At 60.4% G+C, this 26860-nt stretch carries 31 protein-coding genes; 20 read left to right on the top strand and 11 right to left on the bottom strand.

The genetic code is table 11. The features are described 5' to 3' along the window. Positions 1-2: 2 nt before the first annotated feature. The 8 genes from XI06_RS23600 (at position 3) to XI06_RS23635 (ending at position 7012) form a co-directional block, all read left to right on the top strand. Positions 3-371, top strand: coding sequence for a hypothetical protein (locus tag XI06_RS23600; RefSeq protein WP_271606616.1), 369 nt, complete (start codon positions 3-5; stop codon positions 369-371). Positions 372-521: 150 nt separating this feature from the next. After that, positions 522-2096 (top strand): phage portal protein, encoded by a 1575-nt coding sequence (locus XI06_RS23605; RefSeq protein WP_271606617.1) that lies wholly within the window; start codon positions 522-524, stop codon positions 2094-2096. A gap of 619 nt (positions 2097-2715) precedes the next feature. After that, on the top strand, positions 2716-3168 hold the full coding sequence (locus tag XI06_RS23610) for a hypothetical protein (protein WP_271606618.1): 453 nt from the start codon (positions 2716-2718) through the stop codon (positions 3166-3168). A 16-nt stretch (positions 3169-3184) separates the two neighbouring features. Beyond that, a complete protein-coding gene (locus XI06_RS23615; RefSeq protein WP_271606619.1) occupies positions 3185-3508 on the top strand; it encodes a hypothetical protein in 324 nt (107 codons plus the stop codon). Positions 3509-3644: 136 nt separating this feature from the next. After that, complete coding sequence (locus tag XI06_RS23620; protein WP_271606620.1) at positions 3645-5882, top strand: phage tail tape measure protein; 2238 nt, start codon at positions 3645-3647, stop codon at positions 5880-5882. Then, positions 5879-6304: a hypothetical protein gene (locus XI06_RS23625; protein ID WP_271606621.1), complete on the top strand. Its 426-nt coding sequence runs from the start codon at positions 5879-5881 to the stop codon at positions 6302-6304. Before XI06_RS23620 ends, XI06_RS23625 begins: the two co-directional genes overlap by 4 nt. After that, positions 6301-6624: a hypothetical protein gene (locus XI06_RS23630; protein WP_271606622.1), complete on the top strand. Its 324-nt coding sequence runs from the start codon at positions 6301-6303 to the stop codon at positions 6622-6624. The genes XI06_RS23625 and XI06_RS23630 overlap by 4 nt, the downstream gene beginning before the upstream one ends. Before the next feature lie 142 nt (positions 6625-6766). Further along, entirely contained in the window at positions 6767-7012 is a 246-nt protein-coding gene (locus tag XI06_RS23635; RefSeq protein ID WP_271606623.1) for a hypothetical protein, read from the top strand. 488 nt (positions 7013-7500) lie between these two features. Here XI06_RS23635 and XI06_RS23640 read toward each other — a convergent pair whose 3' ends face one another. After that, entirely contained in the window at positions 7501-8457 is a 957-nt protein-coding gene (locus tag XI06_RS23640; RefSeq protein WP_271606624.1) for a DUF2806 domain-containing protein, read from the bottom strand. A gap of 4 nt (positions 8458-8461) precedes the next feature. After that, complete coding sequence (locus XI06_RS23645; protein ID WP_271606625.1) at positions 8462-8689, bottom strand: hypothetical protein; 228 nt, start codon at positions 8687-8689, stop codon at positions 8462-8464. A 70-nt stretch (positions 8690-8759) separates the two neighbouring features. On the opposite strand from XI06_RS23645, the gene XI06_RS23650 reads away from it, so the two are divergent. Next, entirely contained in the window at positions 8760-9113 is a 354-nt protein-coding gene (locus tag XI06_RS23650) for a hypothetical protein (RefSeq protein WP_271606626.1), read from the top strand. Positions 9114-9134: 21 nt separating this feature from the next. Further along, the gene (locus XI06_RS23655; RefSeq protein ID WP_442869471.1) at positions 9135-9650 is read left to right on the top strand and encodes a thermonuclease family protein; all 516 of its coding nucleotides are present in this window, start codon (positions 9135-9137) and stop codon (positions 9648-9650) included. Positions 9651-9657: 7 nt separating this feature from the next. On the opposite strand, the gene XI06_RS23660 is transcribed toward XI06_RS23655, so the two are convergent. Then, complete coding sequence (locus XI06_RS23660) at positions 9658-10143, bottom strand: hypothetical protein (protein ID WP_271606627.1); 486 nt, start codon at positions 10141-10143, stop codon at positions 9658-9660. Positions 10144-10176: 33 nt separating this feature from the next. Between XI06_RS23660 and XI06_RS23665 the strand changes: the two genes are divergently transcribed. Further along, positions 10177-11334: an ImmA/IrrE family metallo-endopeptidase gene (locus XI06_RS23665; RefSeq protein ID WP_271606628.1), complete on the top strand. Its 1158-nt coding sequence runs from the start codon at positions 10177-10179 to the stop codon at positions 11332-11334. Next, entirely contained in the window at positions 11327-11755 is a 429-nt protein-coding gene (locus XI06_RS23670; protein WP_271606629.1) for a hypothetical protein, read from the top strand. Before XI06_RS23665 ends, XI06_RS23670 begins: the two co-directional genes overlap by 8 nt. A gap of 477 nt (positions 11756-12232) precedes the next feature. Here XI06_RS23670 and XI06_RS23675 read toward each other — a convergent pair whose 3' ends face one another. Continuing rightward, positions 12233-13498 carry a tyrosine-type recombinase/integrase gene (locus XI06_RS23675; RefSeq protein WP_271606630.1) on the bottom strand — a complete coding sequence of 422 codons (1266 nt, stop codon included), beginning with the start codon at positions 13496-13498 and terminating at the stop codon, positions 12233-12235. Between the two features lie 347 nt (positions 13499-13845). After that, a complete protein-coding gene (locus XI06_RS23680) occupies positions 13846-14811 on the bottom strand; it encodes an AraC family transcriptional regulator (RefSeq protein WP_237861510.1) in 966 nt (321 codons plus the stop codon). A 33-nt stretch (positions 14812-14844) separates the two neighbouring features. Here XI06_RS23680 and XI06_RS23685 point away from each other — a divergent pair, with 33 nt between their 5' ends. After that, positions 14845-15162 (top strand): hypothetical protein, encoded by a 318-nt coding sequence (locus XI06_RS23685; protein WP_271606646.1) that lies wholly within the window; start codon positions 14845-14847, stop codon positions 15160-15162. 89 nt (positions 15163-15251) lie between these two features. On the opposite strand, the gene XI06_RS23690 is transcribed toward XI06_RS23685, so the two are convergent. Further along, positions 15252-15530 carry a hypothetical protein gene (locus XI06_RS23690; RefSeq protein WP_237873501.1) on the bottom strand — a complete coding sequence of 93 codons (279 nt, stop codon included), beginning with the start codon at positions 15528-15530 and terminating at the stop codon, positions 15252-15254. 269 nt (positions 15531-15799) lie between these two features. On the opposite strand from XI06_RS23690, the gene XI06_RS23695 reads away from it, so the two are divergent. Next, positions 15800-16261: a baeRF12 domain-containing protein gene (locus tag XI06_RS23695; RefSeq protein WP_237861512.1), complete on the top strand. Its 462-nt coding sequence runs from the start codon at positions 15800-15802 to the stop codon at positions 16259-16261. A gap of 33 nt (positions 16262-16294) precedes the next feature. On the opposite strand, the gene XI06_RS23700 is transcribed toward XI06_RS23695, so the two are convergent. After that, positions 16295-16558: a hypothetical protein gene (locus XI06_RS23700; RefSeq protein WP_271606631.1), complete on the bottom strand. Its 264-nt coding sequence runs from the start codon at positions 16556-16558 to the stop codon at positions 16295-16297. Between the two features lie 307 nt (positions 16559-16865). Here XI06_RS23700 and XI06_RS23705 point away from each other — a divergent pair, with 307 nt between their 5' ends. The 3 genes from XI06_RS23705 (at position 16866) to XI06_RS23715 (ending at position 19112) form a co-directional block, all read left to right on the top strand. Then, complete coding sequence (locus XI06_RS23705) at positions 16866-17312, top strand: hypothetical protein (protein WP_237861514.1); 447 nt, start codon at positions 16866-16868, stop codon at positions 17310-17312. 88 nt (positions 17313-17400) lie between these two features. Continuing rightward, positions 17401-18279, top strand: a complete 879-nt coding sequence (locus tag XI06_RS23710; RefSeq protein WP_271606632.1) for a DMT family transporter — start codon at positions 17401-17403, stop codon at positions 18277-18279. Positions 18280-18368: 89 nt separating this feature from the next. Then, complete coding sequence (locus tag XI06_RS23715; protein WP_237861517.1) at positions 18369-19112, top strand: hypothetical protein; 744 nt, start codon at positions 18369-18371, stop codon at positions 19110-19112. A gap of 60 nt (positions 19113-19172) precedes the next feature. Here the strand turns inward: XI06_RS23715 and XI06_RS23720 are convergent, their stop codons facing one another. Together XI06_RS23720 and XI06_RS23725 are read right to left on the bottom strand one after the other, a co-directional pair. Beyond that, the gene (locus XI06_RS23720) at positions 19173-19448 is read right to left on the bottom strand and encodes a hypothetical protein (protein ID WP_237861519.1); all 276 of its coding nucleotides are present in this window, start codon (positions 19446-19448) and stop codon (positions 19173-19175) included. Positions 19449-19516: 68 nt separating this feature from the next. Continuing rightward, entirely contained in the window at positions 19517-20908 is a 1392-nt protein-coding gene (locus XI06_RS23725) for a cryptochrome/photolyase family protein (protein WP_271606643.1), read from the bottom strand. A gap of 164 nt (positions 20909-21072) precedes the next feature. Between XI06_RS23725 and XI06_RS23730 the strand changes: the two genes are divergently transcribed. Together XI06_RS23730 and XI06_RS23735 are read left to right on the top strand one after the other, a co-directional pair. Further along, positions 21073-22803 carry a methyl-accepting chemotaxis protein gene (locus XI06_RS23730; RefSeq protein WP_271606633.1) on the top strand — a complete coding sequence of 577 codons (1731 nt, stop codon included), beginning with the start codon at positions 21073-21075 and terminating at the stop codon, positions 22801-22803. A 92-nt stretch (positions 22804-22895) separates the two neighbouring features. Next, a complete protein-coding gene (locus XI06_RS23735; RefSeq protein ID WP_237861521.1) occupies positions 22896-23291 on the top strand; it encodes a DUF2177 family protein in 396 nt (131 codons plus the stop codon). A 4-nt stretch (positions 23292-23295) separates the two neighbouring features. On the opposite strand, the gene XI06_RS23740 is transcribed toward XI06_RS23735, so the two are convergent. Further along, positions 23296-23955, bottom strand: coding sequence for a peroxiredoxin (locus XI06_RS23740; RefSeq protein ID WP_237861522.1), 660 nt, complete (start codon positions 23953-23955; stop codon positions 23296-23298). A gap of 392 nt (positions 23956-24347) precedes the next feature. Between XI06_RS23740 and XI06_RS23745 the strand changes: the two genes are divergently transcribed. Further along, positions 24348-24944 carry a hypothetical protein gene (locus tag XI06_RS23745; RefSeq protein ID WP_237861523.1) on the top strand — a complete coding sequence of 199 codons (597 nt, stop codon included), beginning with the start codon at positions 24348-24350 and terminating at the stop codon, positions 24942-24944. A 40-nt stretch (positions 24945-24984) separates the two neighbouring features. On the opposite strand, the gene XI06_RS23750 is transcribed toward XI06_RS23745, so the two are convergent. Further along, positions 24985-26841 (bottom strand): alkaline phosphatase family protein, encoded by a 1857-nt coding sequence (locus tag XI06_RS23750; RefSeq protein WP_271606634.1) that lies wholly within the window; start codon positions 26839-26841, stop codon positions 24985-24987. Positions 26842-26860: the final 19 nt, after the last annotated feature.

A 26860-nucleotide genomic window follows, 5' to 3' on the forward strand; every position in this document is an offset into this window, starting at 1 on the left:
CCATGCGTGAAGTTAAGAAGCCGCCCGCTGTGACGGGCGAGGCAAACGCGGCCATCGCAAGCGAGCGTCTGCGCATCGCCGCAATTCTCGAAAGTCCTGAAGGTAAGCGCAATCCGGCAATGGCGCAGAAGCTCGCGCTAGGCTCTGCGCTCGACGCGGAAACGGCGCGCGGCATCCTTGCCGAAGCGCCTGCCGCAAACCCTTACCTTCTTGCGGCTATGGACCGCGAAGGCCCCATCGGCCTCAGCGCCCCGACGGTCGACATCGCGGGTGATCCTCGCGCGGCCCGTCTGAAGGAAATTCAAGAGGGCGCGCGGGCTCGCAACAACGATAGGCGCCGCGCTCAGGGCCTTCCTCCGCTGAAAGACTGAAAGCACATGAAATCCAAAGTTAGACGCACTGCCGGGCGAGTGAGCGCCCGGTCGCCGCGCGGAAGGCGAGCGCTCTCCAATCTAGCGCACGTTCCGAACAAGCCGATCCTGGCGCCCGTGGAGGCGGGGGCATCGGCGCGAGCCGGAGTGATGGACGGAACGGACGGCAAGCCTTCACTGGTTTGGTCGCGTTCCTATAACGCGCATCCGTTCACGACCGGTCACCTTGGCGGTTGGCAGCCCTATTGGGGATCACCCGGCTCCGAGATCAGCCGCGAACGGGCGTTGGTGTCGTCGATCACTATCGACCTGTTGATGTCCAATCCGGTCATCGCTGCGCTGGTCGAGGGTTTCGCGACTTATGCTGTGGGGAATGGCCTAACGCTGTCTTCACAGCCCAATTTCGGCGCACTCGGCATCTCGAAGGAAGCGGCGCGCGAGTTGTCGCATCAGATCGAAACGGCTTGGCCGGCTTGGGCGAAGAACGGCGCAGAATGCGATGCGTCGGGCCGCCACTCCCTGCATCAGCTAGCCGTCGCGGCCTACAAGAGCTTTCTCCTAACGGGTGAAACGTTATTCGCCATTGACTGGCAGAGGGCAGCCGGAGCGAGCACGCGGACGAAGGTCAAAATGCTGGACGTTCGACAGCTTGACCAAAGCATCACCCGAGTTGCCGAAGGCAGCAACGGGGGAAGCGTCATGCAGGGCGTGCAGTTCGACAAGGCGGGCAGGGTTGAAGGCTACTGGATTAGACCTTTTGTGCTCGGCAACTTTAACTCCGCCCCTCAGGCGGTCTTCGTCCGGGCTCGGACTTCGTGGGGCCGGATGCGGGTGGGCCACTTGTTCGACTTGATCGTGCCTGGGCAAATAAGAGGTATCTCGCCGCTGGCCGCAGCGCTTACGCCCGCGCACTCCAAGTCGACGCTGCGAGAATTTGGGCTGGCCGCCGCGTTAGTGCAGTCCATGGTTGCCGCCACGGTGGAGTCGGACTTGCCACGCGATGCAGCGCTGAGATCGCTCGCGACCGTCGACGCTATGGACATGCCAGCGCCGACAGGCGTTTCGCCGGAAGACTGGGCTGATGCGCGCGCGGCGTATTATGAGACCGTGAAGGTCAATCTTCAGCCGGGGGTCGTTACCCACATGATGAAGGGAGACAAGCTGATCCTGCATCGGCCGCAGAGCCCGAACACTGTCCACGATGCGCTCGACAAGAGCTTGTCGAGGGAGGCGGCTAAGGCCGCTGGCTCTTCGGCTGAGGACGTTTCGGGAGACTACTCGCAAACATCTTTCAGCGCGTCGCGCCTTGCCCAGGAGCTTCCTTGGCGGATCAATAAGCGCAGGCGTTCGTCCATCGTCGAACCGTTCTATCAGGCGGCGTTCGCGGCGTGGCTTGAAGAGGCTTGCGAAACGGGACGCATTCGTCTTCCCAATGGTGCGCCCGCTTTCTGGCAGGCCACGGACGCATACAGCAACGCAGTGTGGCGGGGAGAGGGTAAGCCGGTCGCTGATCCGCTGAAAGCTGCTCAGGCCGATATTCTCGAAATTGAGAATGGCCTGTCGACCATCGAAGCGAAGCTCGGTGAGCGCGGGTTGGACTTTGAAGAGGTGCTTTCGCAACGCAAGAGCGAACGGGAGCAACTGGAGGCGGCAGGGCTCCGATACCCCATTCCGAAAAACCGGGACGACCTCAAGCCCGAAGACGATACGCCGTCGACGACCTAACAGGACCTAACGATAATGACAGACTACACACCCAACGGGGGCACGGTTCCCGTTGTCGATAACCCGTGCGCAATGCTCTCAGCGTTGCGCGCGGCTTACTACCAGCTCTTAGCCGGACAGGCGAGGGCGCAAGTACGTAACGGCGATCAATGGCTGACTTGGCACAGATCGGACGTGAAGACCTTGCAGCACGAAATACGCCGACTCGAGGTGATCTGCGAAGCAGGGGTAAACGTGGGGGCCATTCGTGTCGGCCCGTACATTCCGATGCATCGGCCTCATCGTTACCGGTATTGAGGTTTGCCCCATGACTACCGTCTATGAATGCCCCCAGCAGCGCCGCGACGTTTTGACTGCCTCCGGGGAGAGTATGTCCCGGCAGGACGCAGAAGCTTTGGGTTATACTATCGTACCCTACGCCGACATAGTTACGCGATCCGAGCGTATCGCCACACAGCATCCCGAACATATTGGCCTTGTCCGGCTGCCCCCGTTCGGACTGACCGTGACGGATCATACAGCGCGAACGTTGGGGTTCGCCATAGCGCCTAACGTATCTAAGCCGAGTATTCCGGCGGAGCCCGATGTAAAGGCGATCTGGCGATCTTCAATATACGCCATGACGGAAGCGCGCGAGCGACCGGCCGCGACCGTCGAGCTTCTCACTTCACGCACTCCCGAAACAATCACTGTTGACCAGGCCCGCGCATTCCTTCGCGGCCTACCTGTCGAGACCGAAAACACCGACACCACGGAAGAGACCATGACGACCAATGACGACCCGCGCGCCGCGCGGCTTGCCGAGATTCGGCACTCCATGAACGCCTTCAATAAGTCGAATGGGCGTTCGGTGACGCCCGTCTGCGCCGACGCGAAGGACATCGAGCCCGCGAAGCTGAAACGTCTTGCCGAGATCAGGTTCAGCGCGCTTCACGCCAAGGGACAAGGCCATTCGCAGGAAGCCCGGGACATCCGTACCGCGCTTGCGACGCATGAGAAAGTGGGCACGCCGCTCGCCCAAGCATTTGCTCAACTCGACTTCGACGCGTCGAAGCTCATCCCCAACACTTGACCCTAGGCTCGCCAAGATGACGACCATTTTCAAGCTCTCACAGCCGCTCAAAACACATGACGGCGAGGTGACCGAACTCAAGCTCAAAGACCCCAAGGCGGGGTTGCTAGTCAAGTATGACGACCCGTTCCAAATCAAGCCCGCGAAGGATGGCGATGGCTTTGAGTACGTCTTCAACAACAAAGCCGTGATGCAGTTTGCATCGGCGATGTCAGGCGTGGACGATTTGCTACTGGCCGACCTCAGCGTCTCGGACTTCATGCGCATTCGCGGCGAGATCGCAACGATCATCATGAGGTCGCTCCCTGATCGAAACCCTTCCGAGCAGCCCGTCGACTGATCGCCGCTTTGATCGGTGACCGTGGGCTCGACGTGCGCAGCGTCGAGTCCATGCGGCTGCCTAAGCTCCTAAAATATGCGGACATGTTCGCGGACCTCGATGAGTACCGCGCGCAACGAAAGAGGTAGAGGGCACGATGTCAAATCCTTCAGTTACAGCAACGATCAGCGCGAATGATCTTGCATCACCGAAGCTTCGTGAGCTGATTACGACGCTGAAGCAGGCCGAAAAGGTCGCTAAGGAAGCGTTCAGTGGTGACGGCATCGGTGGCAAATACACGAACAGCATCAACCAAGCCACGTTAGCCGCACAAAAGCACGTCGGCGTGCTTCACCAAATGCATGCGGCGCATAAGGCGATTGCCGCAACCGTGGCCGGGTACGCCAGCCTCAAAATGGCGCACGTGGGCGTAGACACGGTCAGGAGCGCGCTCCCGTATCTTCGTGAAGATCGCGCCATCCAGGCCCGAACCGGCTACAGCGACAGCGATATGGCGTCTTTGCGGAAGCAGCAAAACGAGCTGGCCGCGAAGCTTGGTGCGAACGTCGAGGCAACCCAACGGGCTCATGAGACTTTCGGCCGCTTGAAGTACGACGCGGCGACCAACATCGCGATCACTGGCCCCACCGCTATCGGCGCAAGGGCAATGGGCGTGACGGCCGAGCAGAACGCCGAGCTGATGGAATCAATGATTAGCCAATATGGCGTTCATTTCGAGTCCCCAGCCGACGCTCAGCGCAAAGCCAAGCACCTCAACGATATTGCGGCCGTCGCGACCAAGAAATCGAACATGAAGTTCGAAGACGTGCTGGACTACACGCGGTACAGCGCAGCGGCGGCTAGTGCGGTTAACGTTTCGCCCGAGCAGAGTGTTGCTATGGGCATGGCGCTCCGACGCGGCGGCATCGTGGGCAGTGAGGCAGGCGTGTTCGCTCGCCAGTTCTACGCTCGCATGATGGCACCGACTCGCAAGGGACGGGAGATCGCCGCACAGTATGGGATCAATCTGGACGAATATGCGGGACACGGGACTATGTCGGGTGAGGGACTGAGCGACAAGCTCGCCCGAACGTTCGGCAAGGGCTTCAGCTCCAAGGCTATCGCGGCGATCAACAAAGACCTCGAAGAGCACGGCGATGAAATTCTGTCAGATCGCGGCAAGTTTGCAGAGGCCGTGGTCAAGGCGCGGGCGGCGGATGGCGAAAAGCTCTCAGAGACCGACCGCAAGCATCTGGTTAAGTCGGCGAACGAATATTACGACTGGACGAAGACCGGCATTCGCGGAAGCGATCTGCTCGACCGCTTCATGGCGGTCAACAATCCCATGCTGATGCAGGGATACCTCGGAGACAAGCAAGGCGCCCGTGGCGTCGCGCTGCTCAAAGAGCGCGATAAGTACTATGAGGCCAAAAGCGATATGGCCCATGTCGACGGGTTCTCGCAAAAGGTCTCGGACGAAATGTCCAAAGGCCTGGCGGCTTCTGTCGACCGGCTCACAGCCTCGTTCGACGCGCTCGAAAGCACTCTCGTCAAGGCGAGCGAAGGCTGGCTCACTCCGCTTGTCGATGGGGCTGGGAAGGTCGTCGGGGCGTTCAATGAGCTGAGCCCATCAATGCAGGCGTTCGCTGGACACTTCGCGGCGTTGAGCACGGCGGCAGCAGGGCTTACAGCCGGAGGGCTGTTCGTCCAAATGCTGACAGGCTTCCGGTCGCTGACCGTGTCAGCGGGCGAAGCGTCGGTTGCCTTGCAGCGGTTGGCTGGCAGCGCGGCGGTAGGGTCGGTTGCGGGCGCGTCGGGAGTGGGTGGGCTGCTCGGCAAAGCAAGCAAGGCCATTGGCGTGCTCGGACCGCTGGGGCTCACTGCCTGGGGCGTGTATGAAGCTATCGACCTGATGCAGAGCCTTCCGAGGTCGTCGGCCAACGCTAATCCGCGCATGGGTGGGGGAAGGCACAGCGGTGTTACGCCCGGATGGGCAACGACAGACGTGCCTTGGGATTTGACCAATCCCAACAACGCCAACCCGAGGACGGGCGGCGGTCACAGGATTTTGGAGGCGGCACCCGTTCCGTACGCGGGAAGCTCGCGCACGTTCGGGGAGGGGCAGTCTGCGGGCTGGCAGGATTCCATCATGCCAATCGGCAAGTCGGGCGGCTTCAAGGACGTTGCCGTCACCGGCACGGTGACAGGCGAAGCCGAACTGCACAACAATATACAAATCGAGGTGAAGCCCACCGCTTACTTCGAGTCGCTGGTCAAGCGTATGGAGGCAGTCGCCAACATGCATCTGAACGGCCAACTCGGAACGAGCTTGCAGGGGCCGGGAGACAATTCGGTGAAGCCCACGCAGGGGCCGCCGACGGGAGCGCAGGAATGACGATGCTATTTCCAGGGGAAAGCGATTGGCGGGCAGGCATGCAGCTAGTCAGCGCCGCCATAGACGAGAACATGGGAGAAGCCGTGATTCTAACTCCGGTTCGGTCGGGAGGCGTCAACTTCCCGACCATCCCGGAACCCGAGCGGGCCGTCAGCACCATTGCTGTCTTCATGGCGAAACCTGAGACAGTGGTGATGGGAGACAATAAGATACATGCGAGGGGACATTCGATGAGCCCGCTCATCTCGACTAACGTTCCCGTCTTCAGCTTCGATCACAAGTCGCTTCCTTGGCCAATCATGCAGGGCTGCCGTATCAAGCTCTGCCGTACCGGAGAGGTCTTTGAGGCAACAGATATCAAGTCCGATAGCGTCACGCGTATCGATGTCAAAGTCGTACGGCTTGGCAGAGGCGTCGAATGATGGGAGTTGTCAAACTTCAATTCTCGCCGCGCACAGCACCTAGCGAGGCGGACGTTCCCGACGTGTTGGTGCCAGCGCTTGCAGCGCTGCGCGACTGCTCGACTTCACTCGACATCTTGCAGCTAATCGACATGTTGCCGGACCGGCTGCTTCCTTACCTTGCGTGGGCAGCTTCGCGGCGACGCTACATTCCACACCGCAACATACAGGTACTCATCAAGTGTTGCGGTGACGTGATGCTCGAACGCGCGTTAGGGCGGCATCGCTTGCGCCAACTCAAGACGCGCTATCCTGTCAGCGAACCGTTCAAAGCGCTGTAAGACTGTCAGGACTGTCAGCAATTTCGCCTGACGCATATCCTATTGCGGCCTTACAAGCGCTCTGACATCGTCTCTTTGCCGAAGGGATCATCATAACCGGGAGAGCTTGCGCCAACAGGCTCTCCACCCAAAGGCAGGGGCAATGCAAGACATCACCATCGCGATCCGCCGTTACTTCTGTATCGGCATTGAACGGCAACTTGTCGACCGTATGGTCCGTAAGCCGTGCGGGTCTTTCGTACTCATCGAAGGGCCTGAGCAGCCGGGCGGCCCTGAAGTCGAAAAGTCGTATAGTCTTGAGAGCGTGTTCTCTTGGCTGCAAGAATGCCCGTGGCAAATTGAACGGGCCGTAATCGCGAGCGGAGCGGACCATTGCGCGCTGACCTAGTGCGCCTGATGGAGCTGGTCGTCACTCGTCATGTATGGGGCCGGGGCATGGACGCTGAGCAGATGCGGAAGCACCTTGCCTCTGCTCTTGATGAAGGCCGCCGTCACTTGGTCAATGTTCGTGAAGGACAGAACGGACGGTTAGAGATTGAGTTCGCACCCGAGTTAGGCGACGTGGGACAAGCGTTCGCCGATGCTGCGAAGGGCGCTCCTACCAATCGGCCAAGCTGATGCACCGACCTGTGCCGATAATTCCGCGCGGCCTCACCAAGGCCGATGCAGCCGCCTATTGCGGTTGTTCCGAGGACGCGTTCGACACATGGGTTAAGAAAGGCTTGGTGCCGGGGGCAATCCCCGGCACTCAGCGGTGGGATCGCAAGGCGATTGACTGGTATCTCGACCGAGCGTCTGGTCTGGCTACCGAGGCGAGCGCATCGCGCGATCCGCTGGCAGACTGGCGATCCTCCCGCAAATCCGTAACTGAATAAGTTACGTAGGCTTTATCCAACCGCGCGATACCTTGCCGATTCCCTGATCTATAATCAAAATCTCTTCAATACGGGGTTTCGGAAATTTATCAACAAACGCGCTTACCGTTTCGGCGTCGGATGCAGAGCGAGTTATGGAGTAAATTTCGCGCCCCACGCTTGTAAGAAACAAGCACGGTATTTGGAGTTCATGCGGCCCGTTAATGGTGACAAGCACCGTGAAGTTTCTGAAAGTAAAGGAAACGCGCGCCAGTTCGCCTTCCGCACGATTCTTGAAGTCGAACTTCTTGTGGAGATTGGCGCCCACGCCCGTGATGAGCCCGCAATCTTGCAGATTCAGAAGCTCACTAAATCCGTCACCTTCGTTGGGGGGAAAGGGAACGGAATCGGAATCGGTAACGCGTGAGGACCATCGCTCGAATTGGCTTACGACTGTTTCATCCAATTCAGCAATGAAACGTAAAGTCCGCAATGAGAATGCTTTTGGCTTCCGCAATTCGCCAGCTAAAATACGCCCCCACACATCACGCAGCCGTTCGGAAGACGCGTCCTCTGCGTAACGTTCAAAGACGTTGAGCCAATCGTCATCCGGTTTCTCTGCTTTTGCCGAAGGCTCTTCACCTAAATACTCTATGGCTTTCCTTGCCACTTCCTCGCGGTTAGTTTGGTGCCGTAGTTCTTTAGCCAAAAGCAAGTGTGCTGCTCGCTGAATGACCTCTGGATTATTTTTTGCATAATCAGCAGTAGCATCGGCAACAGCTTTGCTCACTACAGTTTTGGCCTCTGTCCGGTCTTTCACTCCTTGTGCTAACTGCGCTAGCCAAGCGGCCGGAATATCCACCGCGCCACCAATCAAACGCGATATAGCTTCACCTGCGGGGCCAGCTACGATCTTCGGAATATTGATTTGATCGAGAAAACCGCCGCCACCCTCGGTCGGTATAACGTCGTTCCCCATGCCCTCACCCAGTGTACGTATTGAACCTGCCGTGCTTCACGCCGCGAACGTACCCGCGCGACACGCGCTCTTCCATCTCGCGCTCTAAAAATTCGTTCGCAATCAACAGCGCCTTCACAGCTTCGCGTGCGTCACCGCCGCAAGCCGCTATGGCCTGATCGGCTGCCGCTTCCAAAGCGTGCGCGTCCGATTGGAGATTAGGAGTGGGCGGGTGGGGCTTGGGGTTGCTCATCTTGACCGCCGAGTATGTTCTCATTATGTTCCTAACAAGTCAAGGTTGATTTGGTGGAACGGGAATCCAGATGAAAGCTCATGTTCGAGCGGCTGCGGCCGCCATTGCGCTGGCGCACGCCCTCGGTCGCACTGTGAGCAACGTGTATGACTATGAGGCCGGGGGCTATAAGAGAATCAGCGCAACCGTCAGCGGGAACTCTGTCAACGCTTACGACTACGACAGCGGCTGCCACATCAGTGGGGGCTTACCGAGCCTCTACCACTACGGTGAAGGTGCGCATTTGCAGTTAAACGCGAACGGGTCGGGGACGTACAGCGGCTTTGATTATGATACGTCCTCCCACTTTTCGATAAGCGTCAACGGCAATCAGGCGCAAATTTTCGATTATGGAGAAGGCTCATACTTTACATACAGTGTGTGATCGATGAGCCGCTTGTTCGTCATGGTGGCCGTGGTGATGTTGGTCTTGAGCGACTCGCCCTTCGGGCGCGCGGATGACATAAACGGCCAAGCCAGCATCATTGACGGCGACACGCTCGAAATCCACGGTACCCGCATTCGCCTGTTCGGCATCGATGCGCCCGAAAGCTCGCAGCTCTGCCGGGGTGACGACAGCTTGCCGTATCGTTGCGGAGCGAAAGCCGCGAATGAGCTGGATAGATTTATTGCGGGAAGGCCGATTGGCTGTGAGCCTGTCAGTACTGACAGGTACGGACGGACAGTCGCCACGTGCTCAGTGAGCGACGTTGATCTTGCGGAATGGCTCGTCCGCAACGGGCTCGCGTTCGACTGGCCCCGTTACTCCAAGAGTAAATACGGTAGCGCTCAACGCGAAGCCAAACGAGCGGCGCGGGGAGTGTGGGCGGGTAGTTATGTTGCGCCGTGGCTGTATCGGGTATGCATCAGTCAGGGTGGGAAGCCGGGCTCCTGTTCCGACGATGCGAACGAGCACCCATGATCTTCGCCTAAGCGAGATTTCCCGACCTGTTGGGGGGTCCGTATACTTCGTCTTCGAGGCGAGACACTTTGTTGCGCAATGGCCTAATCTGCCGCGCTGCGTCAAACCACAGCACGGCAAGGGTGATGGGAGCCGGTATGCACGAAAGCACAGCAAGTATCAGCGCCCAACCTACGCTGATGGTGTCGTCGTTATAGAAGGCTATGTAGACTAGACACGCAGTTAGGATGCCCGCGATGGCGAGATTGCACTTCATATACTTCTTGTACTCGTTGAAGAGCTGAATTTTGAAAATTGAAAGCTCGGCTTCGAGTTGGCTAAGTCTTCCCAAATTGTCGAGCGCGGCGTCTTGATCGGAAAGAGCATACTTAAGCCGCGCTATCGCTCGCTCTACGGGTTGAAGCCCGAACTCCCCGTAAAGTTGGAGCAGGGCAGTGCCAGCGTGAAGGCCAACTCCAAGTTGCACGAGACTTGAAAAGTCGCCATACTTCATCGAAGCGCCTATATACCAAATGATTCCCGACAAATGACTTACAACAAAAGCGTTTTATCGACTGTGATGTTTGCGCGGTCGCTCTCCAATTCGAGCCTATCGAAGCGGCTTGGGATTGAAAAGGAAGAACTAGACCGCGAGCTTCAGGCGGAAGAACCTCGGCAAGGTTTGCTGCGCGATATAGCGCATGAACTCGCGGTCCCGGTATTTACCTTCTATCTCGATGAAGCTCCCGATCTTGATGACCGCATTCCGGACTTCCGCTCAACAGCGCCAAGATTGAGCGCCAAGGAACGGCAGACGCTGGAATGCATTCAGAGAGCGCGAACCATTCAGACGCGGGCAGAGCAACTTCAGCACCATCCTAGGCGTGAACTGCCAGAGTTGCTTCGCTCGGGCTCCGTGAAGGCGCAAGCATCGGCGATCCGCAAGTGGTTCGGTATCAGCATTCAATCGCAAATCGAAGCGCGGGATGCGCGGACATTCTACAACATCTGCCGCCAGAGACTCGAGCGCGCCGGGATATTTGTTCTACAGGACAGCTTTCCCGATGGTGATGGGAGCGGCTTTTGTCTATCGTCAAATACTGCCCCTGTAATTGTTGTTAACAGTAAGAGGCAGAATCGGGCGCGTCGACTCTTCACGTTGATTCACGAACTCGGGCATGCCTTGCTCGGTGAGACTGGAATCTCGGACCCGTTCATCAACCACAACGCGACCGAGAAGTTCTGCAATAATTTTGCGAGCGAGTTCCTCGTTCCCACAGACGACATCGGGCAATTGCTCGGGAATGCGCCTGTGCCGCGCAATCCTGATCGTGATGATATCGCGCGAATTGCGCGGAAGCTTAAGATCAGTCAGCAAGCAACAGCCCTACGATTGGAAAGGATGGGGCTGACTGCGAGCGGAAGCTATTCCGCCTGGCTCGCTGCCGTTGGCGGGGAAAATCCTGACTATGTGAAGGATCGAGGCCCTCCCTTGGGGCCGCCGCCGCAAGAAAAGGTCAAACTAGCCAAGTACGGCTTTCACTTCGCAGAATTTTTTAACGACCGGCTGAGCGCTGGTTCGCTGAACGATTTTGACCTCTACAGAGTGAGCGGGCTGAAGCCAAAATATCAGCGCGCTTATTTCGATTTCGTGTCCGGTCTCTCCGATTCGGACATCACGACGTTGGAGCTCGGGGATGAATGACCCGGGTGAGATCATCCCTTTCATCATTGATGCACGCGGCCTACGGGAGGTTGTGACGACCAAGTCGAATAGCCTCAAAGCGCTCTGCCTAGACATGCTACTGAAGGGCGCAATTGCCGTGCCGACCTGCGTGTGGGACGAGTTCTCGGACGCATACGAAGATGAGGCTGACGGGATTGCCGGATCGGTCAGTAAGAAAATTCCAATGAACAAAAGGTACAACGCAGGCGCTGCCAAGGCGGCCGAGTCTCTCAATTCAGGTTTCTCTCTTACGGACTCCAATTGGGCAACCGACTACTTCGCCGCTTCAATCGCGATGACACACGGCTACACGATCATCACCACCCCGGAGCAGCAGCCCTTTTACGCGAAACTTTCATCGTGCAAGTCCCTGGATATAAATCTGCTTTGGACGGTCTAAGTAGGGCGAGCAGCGATGAACGTTCGGCGAGGACTATGGCGCGCGTGGATATTCGTGAGTGTGCTGTGGATCATTGGGACCGCGACGCTCGCATGCTTCGTAATTCCTGACAGTTTGGCTAGCCGGAAGTACCAGTACGTCTATGCCATGCGGAGTGACGTTCCCGACCCAAATAAGGTGGACTGGAACAAGTCGCTGTATGAGCTTATGCGGTCGCCCTCGAAGGACAAGTTGGCGGTGTCGTTCGATCTTGTCCCGCACCAATACATTTCCAGCCGAGATGAAGATGTAAACAAGGGGACGGAGGTCCGGGTTGACTTCCCGGACGGCTCAAAGCTCTACCTGAGCAGCGGGCTTGATAAGGACGATCAAGCATACGTCTCGGCAGCCTTCTGGGACCAGCGATGGGGACGGTTTGGGAAGGAAGGAGTCCCATGGTTGGCTGGAGCGATATTGCCGCCAATAATCCTACTGCTCTTAGGCAGCTTTCTGTTCTGGGTCTTTCGAGGCTTCGCTCGGGACTGAGGTGTCCGCCGCAGACAAAGCGCGCACGACGTATTCAGCGATTGCCACCACGGCCTGCCGCTTCTCCGCCTGCATGTCGTAGCGATCATACGTCTTCCCGCTGCCGACGATGGCGTGATGGGTCAGCGCCTCCGTCGTGTCGCGCGGGATACCCATAGCCCGCGCCCAGGTCGTAGCTGATCGGCGCGCATCGTGCGGGGACCATTCAGCCATTTTGAGCTTCAACCGAAGTCGGCGGACAGCTTGCGATAGAGCGTGGCGGTCTATCGGCTTGTCGCCCTTGCCCCGAGTGGACGGAAAGACATATGGACTATCGTGGTACAGTCTTTCCGCAATCGCCTGCTTGATGAGCTTCACAGCCTCAGCGCTCAGCGGGACCGAGTGAGGCTTGGGCCGCTTCATTCGGGAAGCCGGAAGGTCCCAGCGCGGGGCGGGGCCATCAAGATCGATTAGCTCGTCAAGGCGCATGCCAGAGACCTGCAACGGCCGCTGTGCGGTCAGGAAGATCAGGCGGACAGCAATACCCACCGCGACTGAGAATACGGCGTCGGGCGGCGCGACGAAGGCAGGCCAAACGGCTCTCAGCTCATCGTCGCTCAGAACGCGATCTTCCTCACGCTCCTTTCCTCCGACCTTGGGGATACGGGCGAGGGGATTGAGGATCGTCTCGTCTTCGAGGTTGGCCCAATTGTACATAGTGCAGATTGACGCCTGGGTCTTATTGGCGTTGCGCACTGAGGTTGCGGCGAGCCCGCGAAGGAAGACGACCAGCTCCTTACGGGTGATGGTCGACACAATGCGGTGGCCAAACTCCGGCCGGGCTCTCTTGAGTACCCATTCGTCGTCTTTCCAAGACTTCTTCCGGGGCTTCGCATATTCGTTCAGGTAGCGGTCGGCTAGCCGATTGAAGGTTATCGCGTCGGCCCCGACCCGGGCCTCCACGGCCTCGCGCTGGGCCTCCGCGAGCGGGTTGCGGTTCTCGTGAAGATCGGCATACCGGCGGTTTGCCGCCATGACTGCCTGGGCCAGCGACATGATAGGGTACTCACCGAGGGTGACGCGCTGCATCCGCCCTTCATACTTGCACCGGAAGCAGAAGGTCTTCCGGGACGCTGTCACCCTGATCGCCAGTCCCTTACAGGCGTCATCCTTCACCTCGAAGCGCTCAGTCCCTTCCGCCTTGAGCGAGGCGACAAATCGGTCGGTGAAACGGGGCATCGGATTCCGGCTCCGGGGTTCGGCGCGCGGTTTCCCCGGGAAACTTTTGCACCAAGATCGGCGTGTTCGTTCCTGTTCTGTTTAAGACAAGGTTGGAGGCGGCGTCAATTAAAGCGCCGTAAGATCAATGCGTTAGGTGGACGTTCTTGGATGAGCCGAGACAGCCCTGGATTCTAAATTTTTAGGATTTCGATTCCGAGGGTCGGAGGTTCGAATCCTTCCGAGCGCGCCAGTCCACGACGAGCCGATTACCCTGATTCATGCGTCTGGAGCAGGTCGCTGAAGGCGACGTCCTTGTAGAAGTAGCGTTGTTGCTCCGTCCTCGCCGACTTCGTCCGTGTTGCGCGTTAATTGGCCTGGAGCCGGATTTGCCGGGCCCGCGCCAGCGTGTCCGAGGGCGCTTCGTGGAAGGTCGCGCGATAGGCCGCGGCAAACTCTCCGAGGTGATGGAAGCCCTGGGCGCGCGCGCACGAGGCGACTGAGGCACCCCCGCTTCTGAGGAGTTGGGTGCGGGTGGCCCAAAGCCGCTTCAGCCGGATGTATTGATGCAGGCTCATGCCGCGCACCTTGGCCACCGCGCCCCCGAGGGTCCGGACCGAGACGCCGAATTGATCGGCGAGATCGGCCGTATAGATCGGAGCGGTTGGATAGGCTCTGACGTAGTCATCGATCTGCTGCACGAGCCTGGCCGAGCGCACGCCCGCTCTTGGGGCAGTGCGATCTGACAGTGGGTTCATTTGAAACAGGTCATCGAAGGCGAGCAGCAGGCCCTCCTGAAGATGGGCGGCGACCTCCGTGGTCTCGAACATCTGTGGCTGGACCGACGCGGTCCGCAGGATGTCTTGCACCAGCTGCCGCGCATAGAGATGTGCGGAAGGGTCGGCAATGCGAACCCGCAAGGCATCGGCACGATCGAACCAGCCGCGGTCCCGAAGTGTGGGCGAGAACATGATCAACGCGTGATGATTGATCTGGGGCTCGACGAAATGGCAATGGTGGTTGCCGCGCAAGCCGATGAAGAAGCGCGAATCGATATCCATTCCGCTCGAACTGGCGCGCAGATCATCGCTCATTGGTAAGATCACCATGCCGCCCGGCGCGCGGTAGGTGGTCTCGAGGATGCGCGCAAACGACCTTGCGACGATGATCCGGCATGCCGGCAGGTTCACGATTGCTCGCGCTGCGGCGAAATTGGCGACGTCGAGGGGAATGCTCCGGGAATCTTCCAGGGCTTCGGCCGGTCGAAACGCGTCCACATCGGTAAACCGGGTTACCTGGAGCGCGGAGGAGGGAGCGAGGGCGTCGAAGAACATGCTTCTGGCCGGATGCTGCAATATGACAATAAAATGAACGTCGGTACGTGGCCATCAATGGCGAAACACGACGATTCAGTAAACCGGATTTTCGGCCGTAGTATTGCGGACATCATGCCACGATCGATCTCACCGTCAACGGTCGCGGCTCATCGGCTGACCGGTGGTGAGGTCGATGAAATGGAGCCTTGTACAGGCAGGGCAACTAAAGGATTCAAAGCTCCGTCCCTCGTGCTCCTGTCGCCTTTCGAGATGGGTTTGCACATTCATGCCCGTCTGCGGGCATCGGAAAACGATCAAATCGGCCATCAGCACAGGATGACAGCACGGCAAATTTTATCTTTGATCTAGATCAGTTTTGGAATTGCTCCAGCCTGACGGCCAGCGGCGGTCCCCCTATCTCGCAAAAGCGAAGGGGCCCCAGAGAGCCCCTTCAAATCTCACCAGCGGCGATAGCCGTAATAGCCATAGTAGCGCGGGCCATAATAGCGCGGGCCGTAGTAGCGCGGCGGCCCATAATATCCATATCCGGGGCCGTAGCCGTAATAGACGTTCGGCCGCCACCAGCAGCGTCCCCAGGCGTTGCAGACCATGCGGACCTGCTCGACGTCAGAGACCTGCGGGGTTGCAGGCGCAGGCGCAACGGGCATGGCCGACGCTGACGATGCCGCAAGGGCACCGAGCAGGGACGCGGCAACGAGGCCGATCTTGAGATTCATGATGTGTATTCCTCCGCTTACGCCATGCAGGATATCGAAGTTGTTCTGATCAAATTGTGGCAAAGTCGGAATGTAATGCTGATGAACAAATCTCAGCTCGCCCGCCATAGGCCTGACCATCACTTTGCCAAGTGAGCTCTTCCCGTATCATCGCCACCTTCATTGATCCTGCGCAATTCGTCCGTGCGGCTTCCTGCCTAACTTTGCCATCGTGAGCAGTCCTTCGCCGAATTCGAAGAACAGGCGCACAGATGGTTTGGAGCAGTGCAATGAACAAGATGAGGATCGACAAGGGCGACTGGCTCGTCGTGTGCGACGGACGCAAGGCGCTCATCCTGGAAAATCTCGGCGACGAGATGTTTCCGAACCTTCACACCAGGGAGGTTCGCGAGCAGACCAATCCGTCCACGGCCGCGCAAGGGACCGATGCGCCTGGCAGGCTCCATGCATCGGTCGGCGGAGCCCGCAGCTCGGCAGAGCAGACCGATTGGCACGACGAGGCCGAGCGCACCTTTCTGCGCAGTCTCGCCGAACGGCTCGATACCGCGCTCAGCGCCGGGGAGACCTCGGGCCTGACCATGGTGGCCTCACCGCGCGCACTGGGCATGATCCGCACCGATTATTCGGACGCGGTGCGCAGGGCGCTCCGGGGCGAAGTCGGCAAGGACCTCGTCAAGTTGCCGGTCCATGAGATCGAGAAGCAGTTGCTGTTATCGGGGGCCGTTGGATAGGGCTCCACTAGATGAGGACGCTCGCGGCGCCCCTCAGTAGCAGGGGTGCCGGCGGCGGTCCTGACCGACATAGCCGGCCGCGCTCTGGTAGCAGTGATTGGTCGACGGGCCGTCGTAGTAGGCGAAGGTGCCGGGGGTGATACCCGGGCCGTAATTGTGCAGATAGCTGATGGGGTAGGGCAGCGGATTGGCGTAATAGCGGTGGTACCGGTGATGTACCCGCGCCTCCGCATAGCCAGGGGCTAGGATTGCTGCCGACAGGGCAGCAACCGCGGCTACAAGGGTCAGCTTGCTCATCTCGATTCTCCGGAACCCGCGCAAAAAGCTCTGCCATCTATAGCCATTTCGGGCCGCCGGGGCACCCGTCCGAAGCCTGGAAATCGGGGCAAATCCAGCAGATTCCCGGATAGGTGTGACAGAATTGCCGGACCTGGGGTCCAAGCCTGCCCATTTTTGGCCTTTTCGGGATGCTTAACGAATTCCCCACACAAGTATGGCCAAAGAGAATCCGGTCAAAGATTTCTCCTGCCGGGTCCTTTGGGGGTTTGTTGGGGTGCTCTTCGGGGCCGGTACGTTTCCTTGCAAGGTTTTTCGCCGTCAAGCCATGCGCATCACGCTTCTCAGCCTGCTGTTGCTCTTCGTCGCTGCCGCTACTCCCGCGCGGGCTCAGCTGCATATCACCCGCGACCACGGCGGCTATGTCGAGGAGTACAAGGCCAAGTACAAGCGCGTCCGCGCCACCGGCGAGCGCGTGATCATCGATGGCATCTGCAATTCGGCCTGCACGCTGGTGCTCGGCATCGTGCCGCTGAACAAGATCTGCGTGACGCCCAAGGCGAGTCTCGGCTTCCACCAGGCCTATTACGACAAGGCCTTCACCTTCGGTATCAAGGTCACCAGTGCGGAAGGGACCTCCGACCTGATGTCCTACTACCCCGATACGGTGAAGGACTGGATCCGCCGCAATGGCGGGCTCACCACCGACATGAAGAAGATCAAGAACGGGGTCGAGCTCTGGAAGATCATCGATCCCTGTCCGGAAGAATGGTGATCTGCTGATCTGAGCCACCGCGTCCGTCGCAGCGCAGCATCAGAAATTCGCGTTGCCGCACCGCCCTTCGCTCAGGCAATGAGGGGCAATGAATCATAATCAAGATCATCTCGCTGCCCGCGCGGCGCCGGTGTTGTTCGTCCTGCTCTGGAGCACCGGCTTTATCGGCACCAAATACGTCATCAACAATGCCGATCCCTTGACCTACCTCGCCATCCGCATGGCACTGGTGGTCGGTCTGATGGCAATCATCGCGGGCGTCGCTCGACCGAAATGGCCTGATCGCGCCGGGACCGCGCACAGCGCCGTCGCCGGCATCCTCGTCCACGGCTTCTATCTCGGCGGCACCGCTATCGCGATCGCGCATTCGATTCCGGCGGGGCTCTCCGCACTCATTCCGGGGCTGCAGCCGATCCTGACCTCGACGATTGCCAACCGCTGGCTCGGCGAAAAGGTGACGCCGGTGCAATGGGCAGGCCTCGTGCTCGGCCTCGGCGGTGTGGCGCTGATTCTGCACAACCGCCCGATGTCCGGCGAAGCCGGGCTCGGCTGGATCGCCTCGGTAGTCTCGCTGATCAGCATCACGCTCGGCACGCTCTACCAGCGCCGCTACTGCAATCACATCGACTGGCGAGCCGGCAATCTCGTGCAGTACGTGGCGGTGACGATCTTCTTCACGGTCGGTGCGTTCCTGTTCGAGGATCGGGTCGTGCACTGGACACGGGAGTTTGTGCTTGCGCTGGCCTGGCTTGCGGTCGCGCTCTCGATCGGGTCGATCGGGCTGTTGTACTGGCTGATCCGCCATGCCGCAGCGACGTCGGTCGCGAGCCTGTTCTATCTGGTGCCAGCCGTCACGGCGGTGATGGCCTATCTGTTGTTCGGCGAAAAGCTCGATGCGTTGGCGATCGCTGGCATGGCGATGTGTGCGGCCGCTGTGTTCGTGGTCAACCGGCGCTTTGCCGCGTAGTCGGGCTTGCCGGAATACATCCCTGACGTGCAGCGTCCGTCGTGTTAGTCTGACCGTATTTCAGCGGCCCTTTCACACGGTGATTTTCCATGAAAAAGGCGAAGCGTGCACTGCTCGGCAGGTCGATGAAGCCGGTCCGGATCGCCTGCATCAACTATGCCCCGGAGTCGATTAGCGGCGGCGATATGAGGCAGCTCACCGCGGCACTGCAAAAGTGTTACGACAAGCATTTCCTGCCGGTGTGGGGCTATCCGGTCGACCTCTATGTCACGCGCAAGCCGAAGGCCACCGATTGGCAATTGGTCTATTTCGACGACGCCCTGCACAAGAATATGCTCGGACGTCACGAGCTGACCTATCGTGGCCAGCCGATCTCGAAGATCTTTGTCAAGGCGCTGGATGGCGAGGCGGTCAGCGTAGCAGCCTCGCACGAACTGTTTGAGATGGTGCTCGATCCCATGGCCAATCTCTGGGCCGACCAAAATCGGCACACCCAATACGCCTATGAAGTCTGCGACGCCGTGGAGGAGGACACATTTGACGTCGACGGATTGCCGATGTCGAACTTCGTCTATCCGTCCTGGTTCGAGCCGTTTAGGCATCCCCGCGGGACCAAGTTCGACCACAAGGGAACGCTGACAGCTCCGTTCTCGATGACCGAGGGCGGCTACGTTATCAAGAAGGTCAACGGTCGGAAGGTGATCCGGGCGTTCGGCTCGCCGGAGAAGCGGCGGCGCTTCGCCAAGGAGGACCGGCGGGGTCATCGCAGCGAGTTTCGCGATCCGAAAGGCGTCCATCATCCGGGCCGGCGCAAGTCCAAGCGGTCAGGCTAGGCATCTTGGAGGGGCGTCTCCGGGGGCGCCCGCACCCGGAGACGTGCGCTCGAGCCGAAATCAGCGCTTCGCTTTCTTGGCCTTTTTCTTCTTGGCCGCTTTCTTTGCCGTCTTCTTGGCGGCCTTCTTCACGGACTTCTTGGCTGCCTTCTTCGATGACTTCTTGGCTGTCTTCTTCGAAGCCTTCTTTGCCTTCTTGGGCGCGGCTTTCTTCGCGACCTTCTTGGCGGCTTTCTTCACTTTCTTGACTGCGGTGACGGCGGCGTCCTTGGTCGCTTCGACAGCGGTGGTCATCGTCTCCATCACCTGCGCGGTGATCGGCTTCTCGTCGTCCATATCGTGTCCCCCACGGTTTGCATGGAGTGACGACGATAGCGGGTTTCATAATTGTGTCAAAGCAACGTTCAACCTTTGCGGATCTTTGCGTAAGCGGCGAGCGCGCGCTCGCGTCCCTTGACGTGATCGATGAGCGGATGCGGATAGGTCTTTCCGAGCGTGATGCCTGCGCTCGCAAGTTCAATCGGTGTCGCCTGCCACGGCTGATGGATCAGCTTAGCCGGCATGTCCTTCAGCTCCGGCACCCAGCGCCGGACATAGGTTCCCTCAGGATCGAACTTCTCGCCCTGGAGCACTGGGTTAAACACGCGGAAATAAGGTGCGGCGTCCGCGCCGCAGCCGGCGACCCATTGCCAATTGGCCGGATTGCTACCGGCGTCCGCATCGACCAGCGTGTCCCAGAACCAAGCTTCGCCATCGCGCCAATCGATCAGCAGGTGCTTGACCAGGAACGATGCGACTACCATCCGGACCCGGTTGTGCATTACACCGGAGTGCCAGAGCTCGCGCAGGCCGGCATCGACGATGGGATAGCCGGTGCGGCCGCGCTGCCAGGCGGCGAGCGCCTTCTTGTCGGCCTTCCAGGGGAAGTCGTCGAAGTTGGTCTGCAGGTTCTCGGTGGCGAGATTTGGATGGTCGTGGAGCAGGTGGCGGCAGAATTCGCGCCAGCCGAGCTCGCTCAGGAACTTTTCGGTGCCGGATGCGATCGCCGGATTCTCCTCGGCGGCAAAGCGCGCGGCATGAAATACCTGGCGCGGGCTGATCTCGCCGAACCGCAAATGCGGCGACAGGCCTGAGGTGCCTTCGCGATCAGGGCGGTCGCGTTCGCCGACGTAAGTCCGCGCGGTGTGCTTGAGGAAGTCGCGCAGGCGCGTCCGGGCTGATGCCTCGCCCGGCGTCCAGGTCTCGCGCAGGCCGCCGGCCCAGTCGGGCTTGGTCGGCTCGAGCTTCCAGTTCTCCAGTCTGTCGCTCGCGATCTTCGGACCCGGGCGCAGCTCCTTCGGGGCGGGCAGCGGCTTGGGTGGGTCGCCGAGCGACAGCACCCGTCGCCAGAACGGCGTGAACACGCGCAAGCCGCGGCCTTCCTTGTTGCGGATCGCCGAGGGCTGGACCAGCAGGTCGCCCGGAAAACTTTGCGAGTCCACGCCGAGCTTTGCCACCGCTGCTTCGAGCTGTTTCTCGACCAATTGATGCGGGGCCTGAGCGATCTCATTCCAATAGACGGCACCCGCGCCCGTCTCCCGCGCCACTTCGGGGATGACGCGGGCTGCCGATCCCTTGCGTAAAACCAGCGATCCGCCGCGCGCTGCGATGTCGGCACCGAGCGCGCGCAGCGACCGGGCCAGCCACCAGCGCGCAGCGCCGCCAGGGGCCCGTCCGGCCGCTTCGTCGAGCACATAAAGGCAAATCACAGGCGCGCCTGATTTGGCGGCGGCGTGTAACGCGGGATGGTCGGACAGGCGAAGGTCGTCGCGGAACCAGACGATGACCGGCGGGGGGCTTGGCGGGGGCAGGGCGCGTCCTCGTTTACATCTTGGAAAGCATGCCGGTGCTGTGAACCAGCGTTAATGGGGTCGTAAGCGAATTGCATGATTATGCAGGAATTCCGGGGGTAGTTCCATTCATGACCAACTCGTTAACGGCGAAGTTCGTGCCGCAGTTCAAGCTGGGTACCAAGGCCGTCTTGTGTGCCGTCCTGCTGATTGCGATGAATACCGCATTGGTGGTCGGCGCCGGCTACTGGTCTCTCACCTCAGCCTTCAACGATCGCGCACTGCGCGACATCGAGGTCAGCCTGCGCACGCTTGCGCTGGCCTTCGCCGAGGTCGTTCCTGACGCGAAGATCACGATGCGCGATGGCGCGGTGGCGCGCGCCGAAATCGCCAAGATGCCTGAGTTCAAAGATCACGCCATCGTCGATCGTGCGGTGTCCTATGTCGGGGGCAATGCGACCCTGTTCGTGTTCGACGATGCGAGCGGGCAGTTCGTCCGCCGCTCGACCAATGTGAAGAAGGAGAACGGCGACCGTGCCGTCGGCACCCAGCTTGCCGCCGACCATCCGGCACAAGCAGGCCTGCGCCGTGGCGAGGCTTATAAGGGGCCGGCCACGCTGTTCGGCAAGTCCTTCATGACCGCTTATTTCCCGATTGCGGATGCGACTGGCAAAATCGTCGGCATTCTCTATGTCGGCATCCCCATGGCCCAGTACGAGACAATGCTGTCTCATGCAATCGCGAGCATGGCGATCGCGGCGGGTATCGCGGCGCTGCTGGTCCTGGTGCTCACCATGCTGGTCGTGCGCCGCGTCACCGGGCCGCTGACCTCGGTCACCCGCTCGCTGACGGCACTCGCCAATGGCAAGAGCGATGTCGCGATCGATTGTGAGGACCGCGCCGACGAGATCGGCGAGATCGCGCGCACCGTTGCTGTGTTCAAGAACAATTCACTGGAGCGGGCGCGGCTGCGCAGCGAACAGGCGGAAGCCACGGCAGCGGCAGCCGAGCAGCGCAAGGCGGACCTTCGCAACTTCGTCGCTGAATTCCGCAGCGGTGTCGGCGGCATCCTCGACAAAGTTCTGCGTTCCTCCGGCGAGTTCGAGCGCGTGGCGCGACAATTGACCGATACCGCGCGCTCCACCGCTGAATTGTCGGCGAAATCGGCCGGCGCATCCGAGCAGGCCTCTGATCACGTCCGTGCAGCGGCATCGGCCTCCGACGAACTGTCGCACTCGATCTCCGAGATCACCAAGAGAGTGCAGGAATCCAACGCGATCTCCGCCGAGGCGGTGCACCAGGCCGAGGCCACCGACCAGCGCATCGCACAGCTCTCGGAAGCGGGCGCGCGCATCGGCGACGTCGTCAAGCTGATCACCTCGATCGCCGAGCAGACCAATTTGTTGGCTCTGAACGCGACCATCGAGGCCGCGCGCGCGGGCGATGCGGGCCGCGGCTTTGCGGTGGTGGCCCAGGAGGTCAAGACGCTCGCCGGCCAGACCGCGAAGGCGACCGACGAGATCTCGACCCAGATCGCGAGCATGCAGCTTGCGACCGAGGAGTCGGTTACTGCCATCAAGGCGATCACCGAGACCATCGAGCGCATCAGCGGTATCGCGGGCTCGATCTCGGCTGCGGTCGAGCAGCAGCGCAGCGCCACCCATAATATCGCGGCCAGCGTTCGCGCCGCGGCTTCGGGCACCGCCGACGTGGCGGTCAATGTCCGTCACGCGTCCGAGGGCGCGAGCGAGACCGGCGAGACCTCGAGCCGGATGTTTGCCTCCGCACAGGCATTGTCGGGCGAGAGCCTGAACCTGAAGGCCGAGGTCGACAGCTTCCTCGACCGCGTGCAAGCGGCTTGATCAGGGAATGGCGGGCTGAAACCATCGGCCCGCCGTGACGTAGCTGACGGCATGATGTGACTGCCTGCGCTTCGCGGGCAGGGAGGCCGCCAGTGAACCGCATCGCCGTGCTTTATGTCGCAACCCTTGTCGTCCTGACCGGGCTGGATTTCCTTTTCCTCGGGCTGATCGCCAAGGGCTTTTTCACCGCGCAGGTTGGCGACATGCTCGGTGATCTGAGGCCGGTGCCCGCCGTGCTATTCTACCTTATCTATGTCGTCGGCGTTCTGATCTTCGTCAGCGGCTCAGCCGGCGTGACATGGCAGTCGACGCTGCTCTATGGCGCGCTGTTCGGGCTGTTTTGCTATGCGACGTTCGATCTCACCGCGCTGGCGCTGCTCAAGCATTGGAGCTGGCCGGTCGCGTTCGTCGACATCGGTTGGGGCGCGGTGGTGACCGCGGTCTCGTCGACCGCGGGTCTGTTGATGGCGGATCGTATGACCGGTTAAGCTCTTATTTGGGCTGCGGCACGATGCGGATGTAGGGCTTCGGTTCCTTCCAGCCCTGCGGATAGATCGTCTTGGCCTCGTCGTTGGAAACCGAGCCCGCGATGATGACGTCCTCGCCCTGCTTCCAGTCGGAAGGTGTTGCCACGCGATGCTTGGCGGTGAGCTGGAGCGAGTCGATCACGCGCAGGATTTCCTGGAAGTTCCGGCCGGTGGTCATTGGATAGACCAGCACCAGCTTGATCTTCTTGTCTGGCCCGATGATGAAGACGTTGCGGACGGTCTGGTTGTCGGCGGCGGTACGGGTGAGGGGATCGCCCGAGATCGCAGCCGGCAGCATGCCATACAGTTTCGAGACGTTGTAATCGGTGTCGCCGATCATCGGGTAGTTCGGAGCCGCGCCTTGCGTCTCCTTGATGTCCTCCGACCACTTCGCGTGGCGGTCGACCGGATCAACCGAGAGGCCCATCAGCTTGACGCCGCGCTTGTCGAACTCCGGCTTCAACCTGGCGAGAGCGCCGAGCTCGGTCGTGCAAACCGGCGTGAAGTCCTTGGGATGCGAGAACAGCAGGGCCCAGCTGTTGCCGATCCAGTCGTGGAACTTGATCTTCCCTTCAGTGGTCTCGGCTTCGAAGTCAGGGGCGGTGGTGCCGATCGGAAGTGTCATGGTTTGACCTCATCGCATTGAATTTGCTTGGGAATTATTGTCTGGCCGTCGTACCCAGTATAGGGGCTTGGCGACGTCAAGTGAACGGCAACTGAACTGCTTGAAGTAAAATGTGAATTCCTCCTCTGAAGGGCTGATTTCTCAGCACAATTTTGTTACGGCGGCGCCTGCGGCGAAACAACCCCACAGGGGCTTCACGGTCTCGATTGCCCCGATAATGCCTTTTATGACCCGCATCACGCCCGCCCGACGCTCTCCGGAACCGAAACGGTCCTCGCAGCGACTAATCGGCAACCATTGAGAAAAGTCGCGATCCCCGCATCGAATCATTAACCACCCCTTTACGCCGGCATGAAAATGCTGGTCGATCAGAAGAAGTCTGGAAGTGAACTATGTCTGCCGCACTGCCCAAGTCCTTTGAAAAGGCCGCCGAAAAGTCCGTTGAGTCGCCGTCCCTCGAACCGTCCTGCCGCGATACCGCGGCCCATGCCCTCACCATCGTACGCGACGGCGTGATCACGGGCGAAGGCCCGACCACCAAGGGCAGGGTGCACTTTTCCCGCTCCATCGATGCCGATGACACCGCCTGGTGCGCCCGGATCCTGACGGCCGCTGCCGTCAACGACCAGCCGGTCAGCCGCGCCGAAGCCGAGGCGCTGTTCGAAATCAACGAGGCCGCGACCGAACGTGCCGACGGCGGCCGGTTCGACGATTTGCTGGCCAAGGCCGTCGCCCATTATGCCGCGAGCGCCTCGGGCCTGAAGGTGCCGCCGCGCAGCGTCGCGCTGGCGCAGGGCACCGACATCGAGAGCTGGGCGCCGTCCTATGCCTCCAAGGTCAAGAGCGAGATGCTGGAGTGGATCGCCGGCCAGATGCGCGGCAAGCGCCAGAACAACCGTCGCCTGATGGCGATGGTGGCGACCTTCCTGGGCGCCACCGCGCTGCCTCTGGCGGGCCAACTGCCGAACGTGTTCGACATCGGCATGTAGTTTCCGCGCCCCTTGCGAGGCGCGAGAACAAGCGGCGGGGTTATTTCCCCGCCGTTTTTTGTTTGCCGCTCTTCGGCTCGAGGCCCAGCGTGCGGCCGGGGAATCCGGCGGCGTCGAAATAACGCTGGCTGCCGACGCGCTGGACGTCGAGCACGGTCTCCAGACCATTCTCGGACTTCCTCTTTGACCGCTCGACGCCTTTGAATGCCTTCGGCACGACGCCGTTGGGCAGCGCCTCCGACATCACGCGACCGACCAGGCCGCCATTGTGCGAACCGCGCAGGCCGAGGAGCCGGGCGGCGGTCATGCCGACGTCGGCATTGCTGACCGGCAGCTCGTCGACATAGCCGGCTTTGAAGTCCGGACCGATCGCGGCCATGAAGTTATAGGTGTCGCCGCGGCTGAAGCTGCCATGCATGCCCTGGCCCTGGCGCAGCACGGTGTCGGCCACCTGCACCGAGCAATTGGTCGGCGCCTCGCCGCATTCGCTGGCATAGGAGCGGAAGTTGACCACGATCGCCGGCGTCGGCGTCGCCGCGTTGCCGCGCAAATTGATACGCGACAGCGGCAGCGTGCCGGGGAAGCGGCCGAGGTAGTCGTCGACGAACAGGCCGGAGACGTAGTCCTGCTCGAGCAGGGCTTTGATGGTTTTCGCCGCCAGCTTCTTGTCCTTGCTGGGCAGATAGATCAGGTCCGAGCCGCCATTGGTGGCGACGACGAGATCGGGCTTGGTCGGATCCTTGCCGAGCACGCCGTTGCCGGCCTTCGGATGAGCGTTGCCGGTGACGGCGGCGTTCTTGTCGTTGGGATCGAACAGGGGCAGGTCGAGTGCCTTGGCCAGATCGAGGGCGACGAAGCCCATCGGCAGGAAGTCCTTCGGCGTGTCGTCATAGCTGACCTTGGCCGAGGGACTGGTCTTGCTCTCCTTGGAGATGGTCGAGAAGCCGTGGTCGGCCTGGATCATGATGTTGGTGCTCGCGGCGAGCCCGAGCTCGTCCAGCGCCTTGCGGATCTGGGCGAGGTTGTTGTCGACGTTCTTGATGCTCGCCATCGTGCTCGGGCCGTTGATACCAGGCATGATCTGGTTGAGGCTGTCGCCCTGATTGTGCTGGGTGCCATCAGGATCGCGCGACCAGAACACCAGCACGAACGGCTTGTTGCGCGCCTTGAACATCGGCAGCACCACCTTGGTGGCGACGTCGGCGAAATAGGCCTGCTGCGCGACGTTGGCGACCGTGGTGCCAGGCGTCTTGGCGTCGCCCGCCTTTGCGTTGTCGCCGCGCGACGGCGCGGCGAGGGGAAGGCCGGCCTTGGTCAGGGCGTCCTTGACCTCGTCCGACAGCGCCACGCCGTTCTTGCCGCCGGTGGAATCGTCGAACACGACCGAATGCTGGCCGGCCTTCTCGGGATGGTCAGTGTGGTCGAACTGGTAGGTCGGGCCGACCTTGCCGATCGCCGCGGTGCTGAGGCCCTTGTCGCGGGCCATCTTCAAGACAGTCTCTTCGCTGAGATAGTCGCCTTTGAAATGCTCGTCGATGTCGCCGAGCACGGCGTCGTTCTCGATGAAGGGGACCACGGTGTCGCCGGCGGGTACCGACGTGTAGTTGGTCCAGATCGTGTTGGAGAACACGCCGGTGTCCCCGAGATAATGGCCGGTCGACATCGCCGAGCCGTTGGCCATGGTGAAGGTCGGGAACAGCGAATGCGAGTTCTTGAAGTTGACGCCCTTGTCGCGGACCTCGGCCATGGCCGGCGCGGTCTCGGGGTTGATCTTCAGGGCGCGTAGCCCGTCGGGAATGAACAGGATCAGGTTGCGGGGCGTGTTGTTCTCAGCGGAGGCAAAACCGCTGGACAATAGTGTCAGTCCGGCTGACAGCAGCAGCAGTGAACGTCGCATCAAAATCTCCTGGCGGTGA

The organism is Bradyrhizobium sp. CCBAU 11434 (assembly GCF_028128895.1).
Classification (GTDB): Bacteria; Pseudomonadota; Alphaproteobacteria; order Rhizobiales; family Xanthobacteraceae; genus Bradyrhizobium; species Bradyrhizobium zhengyangense.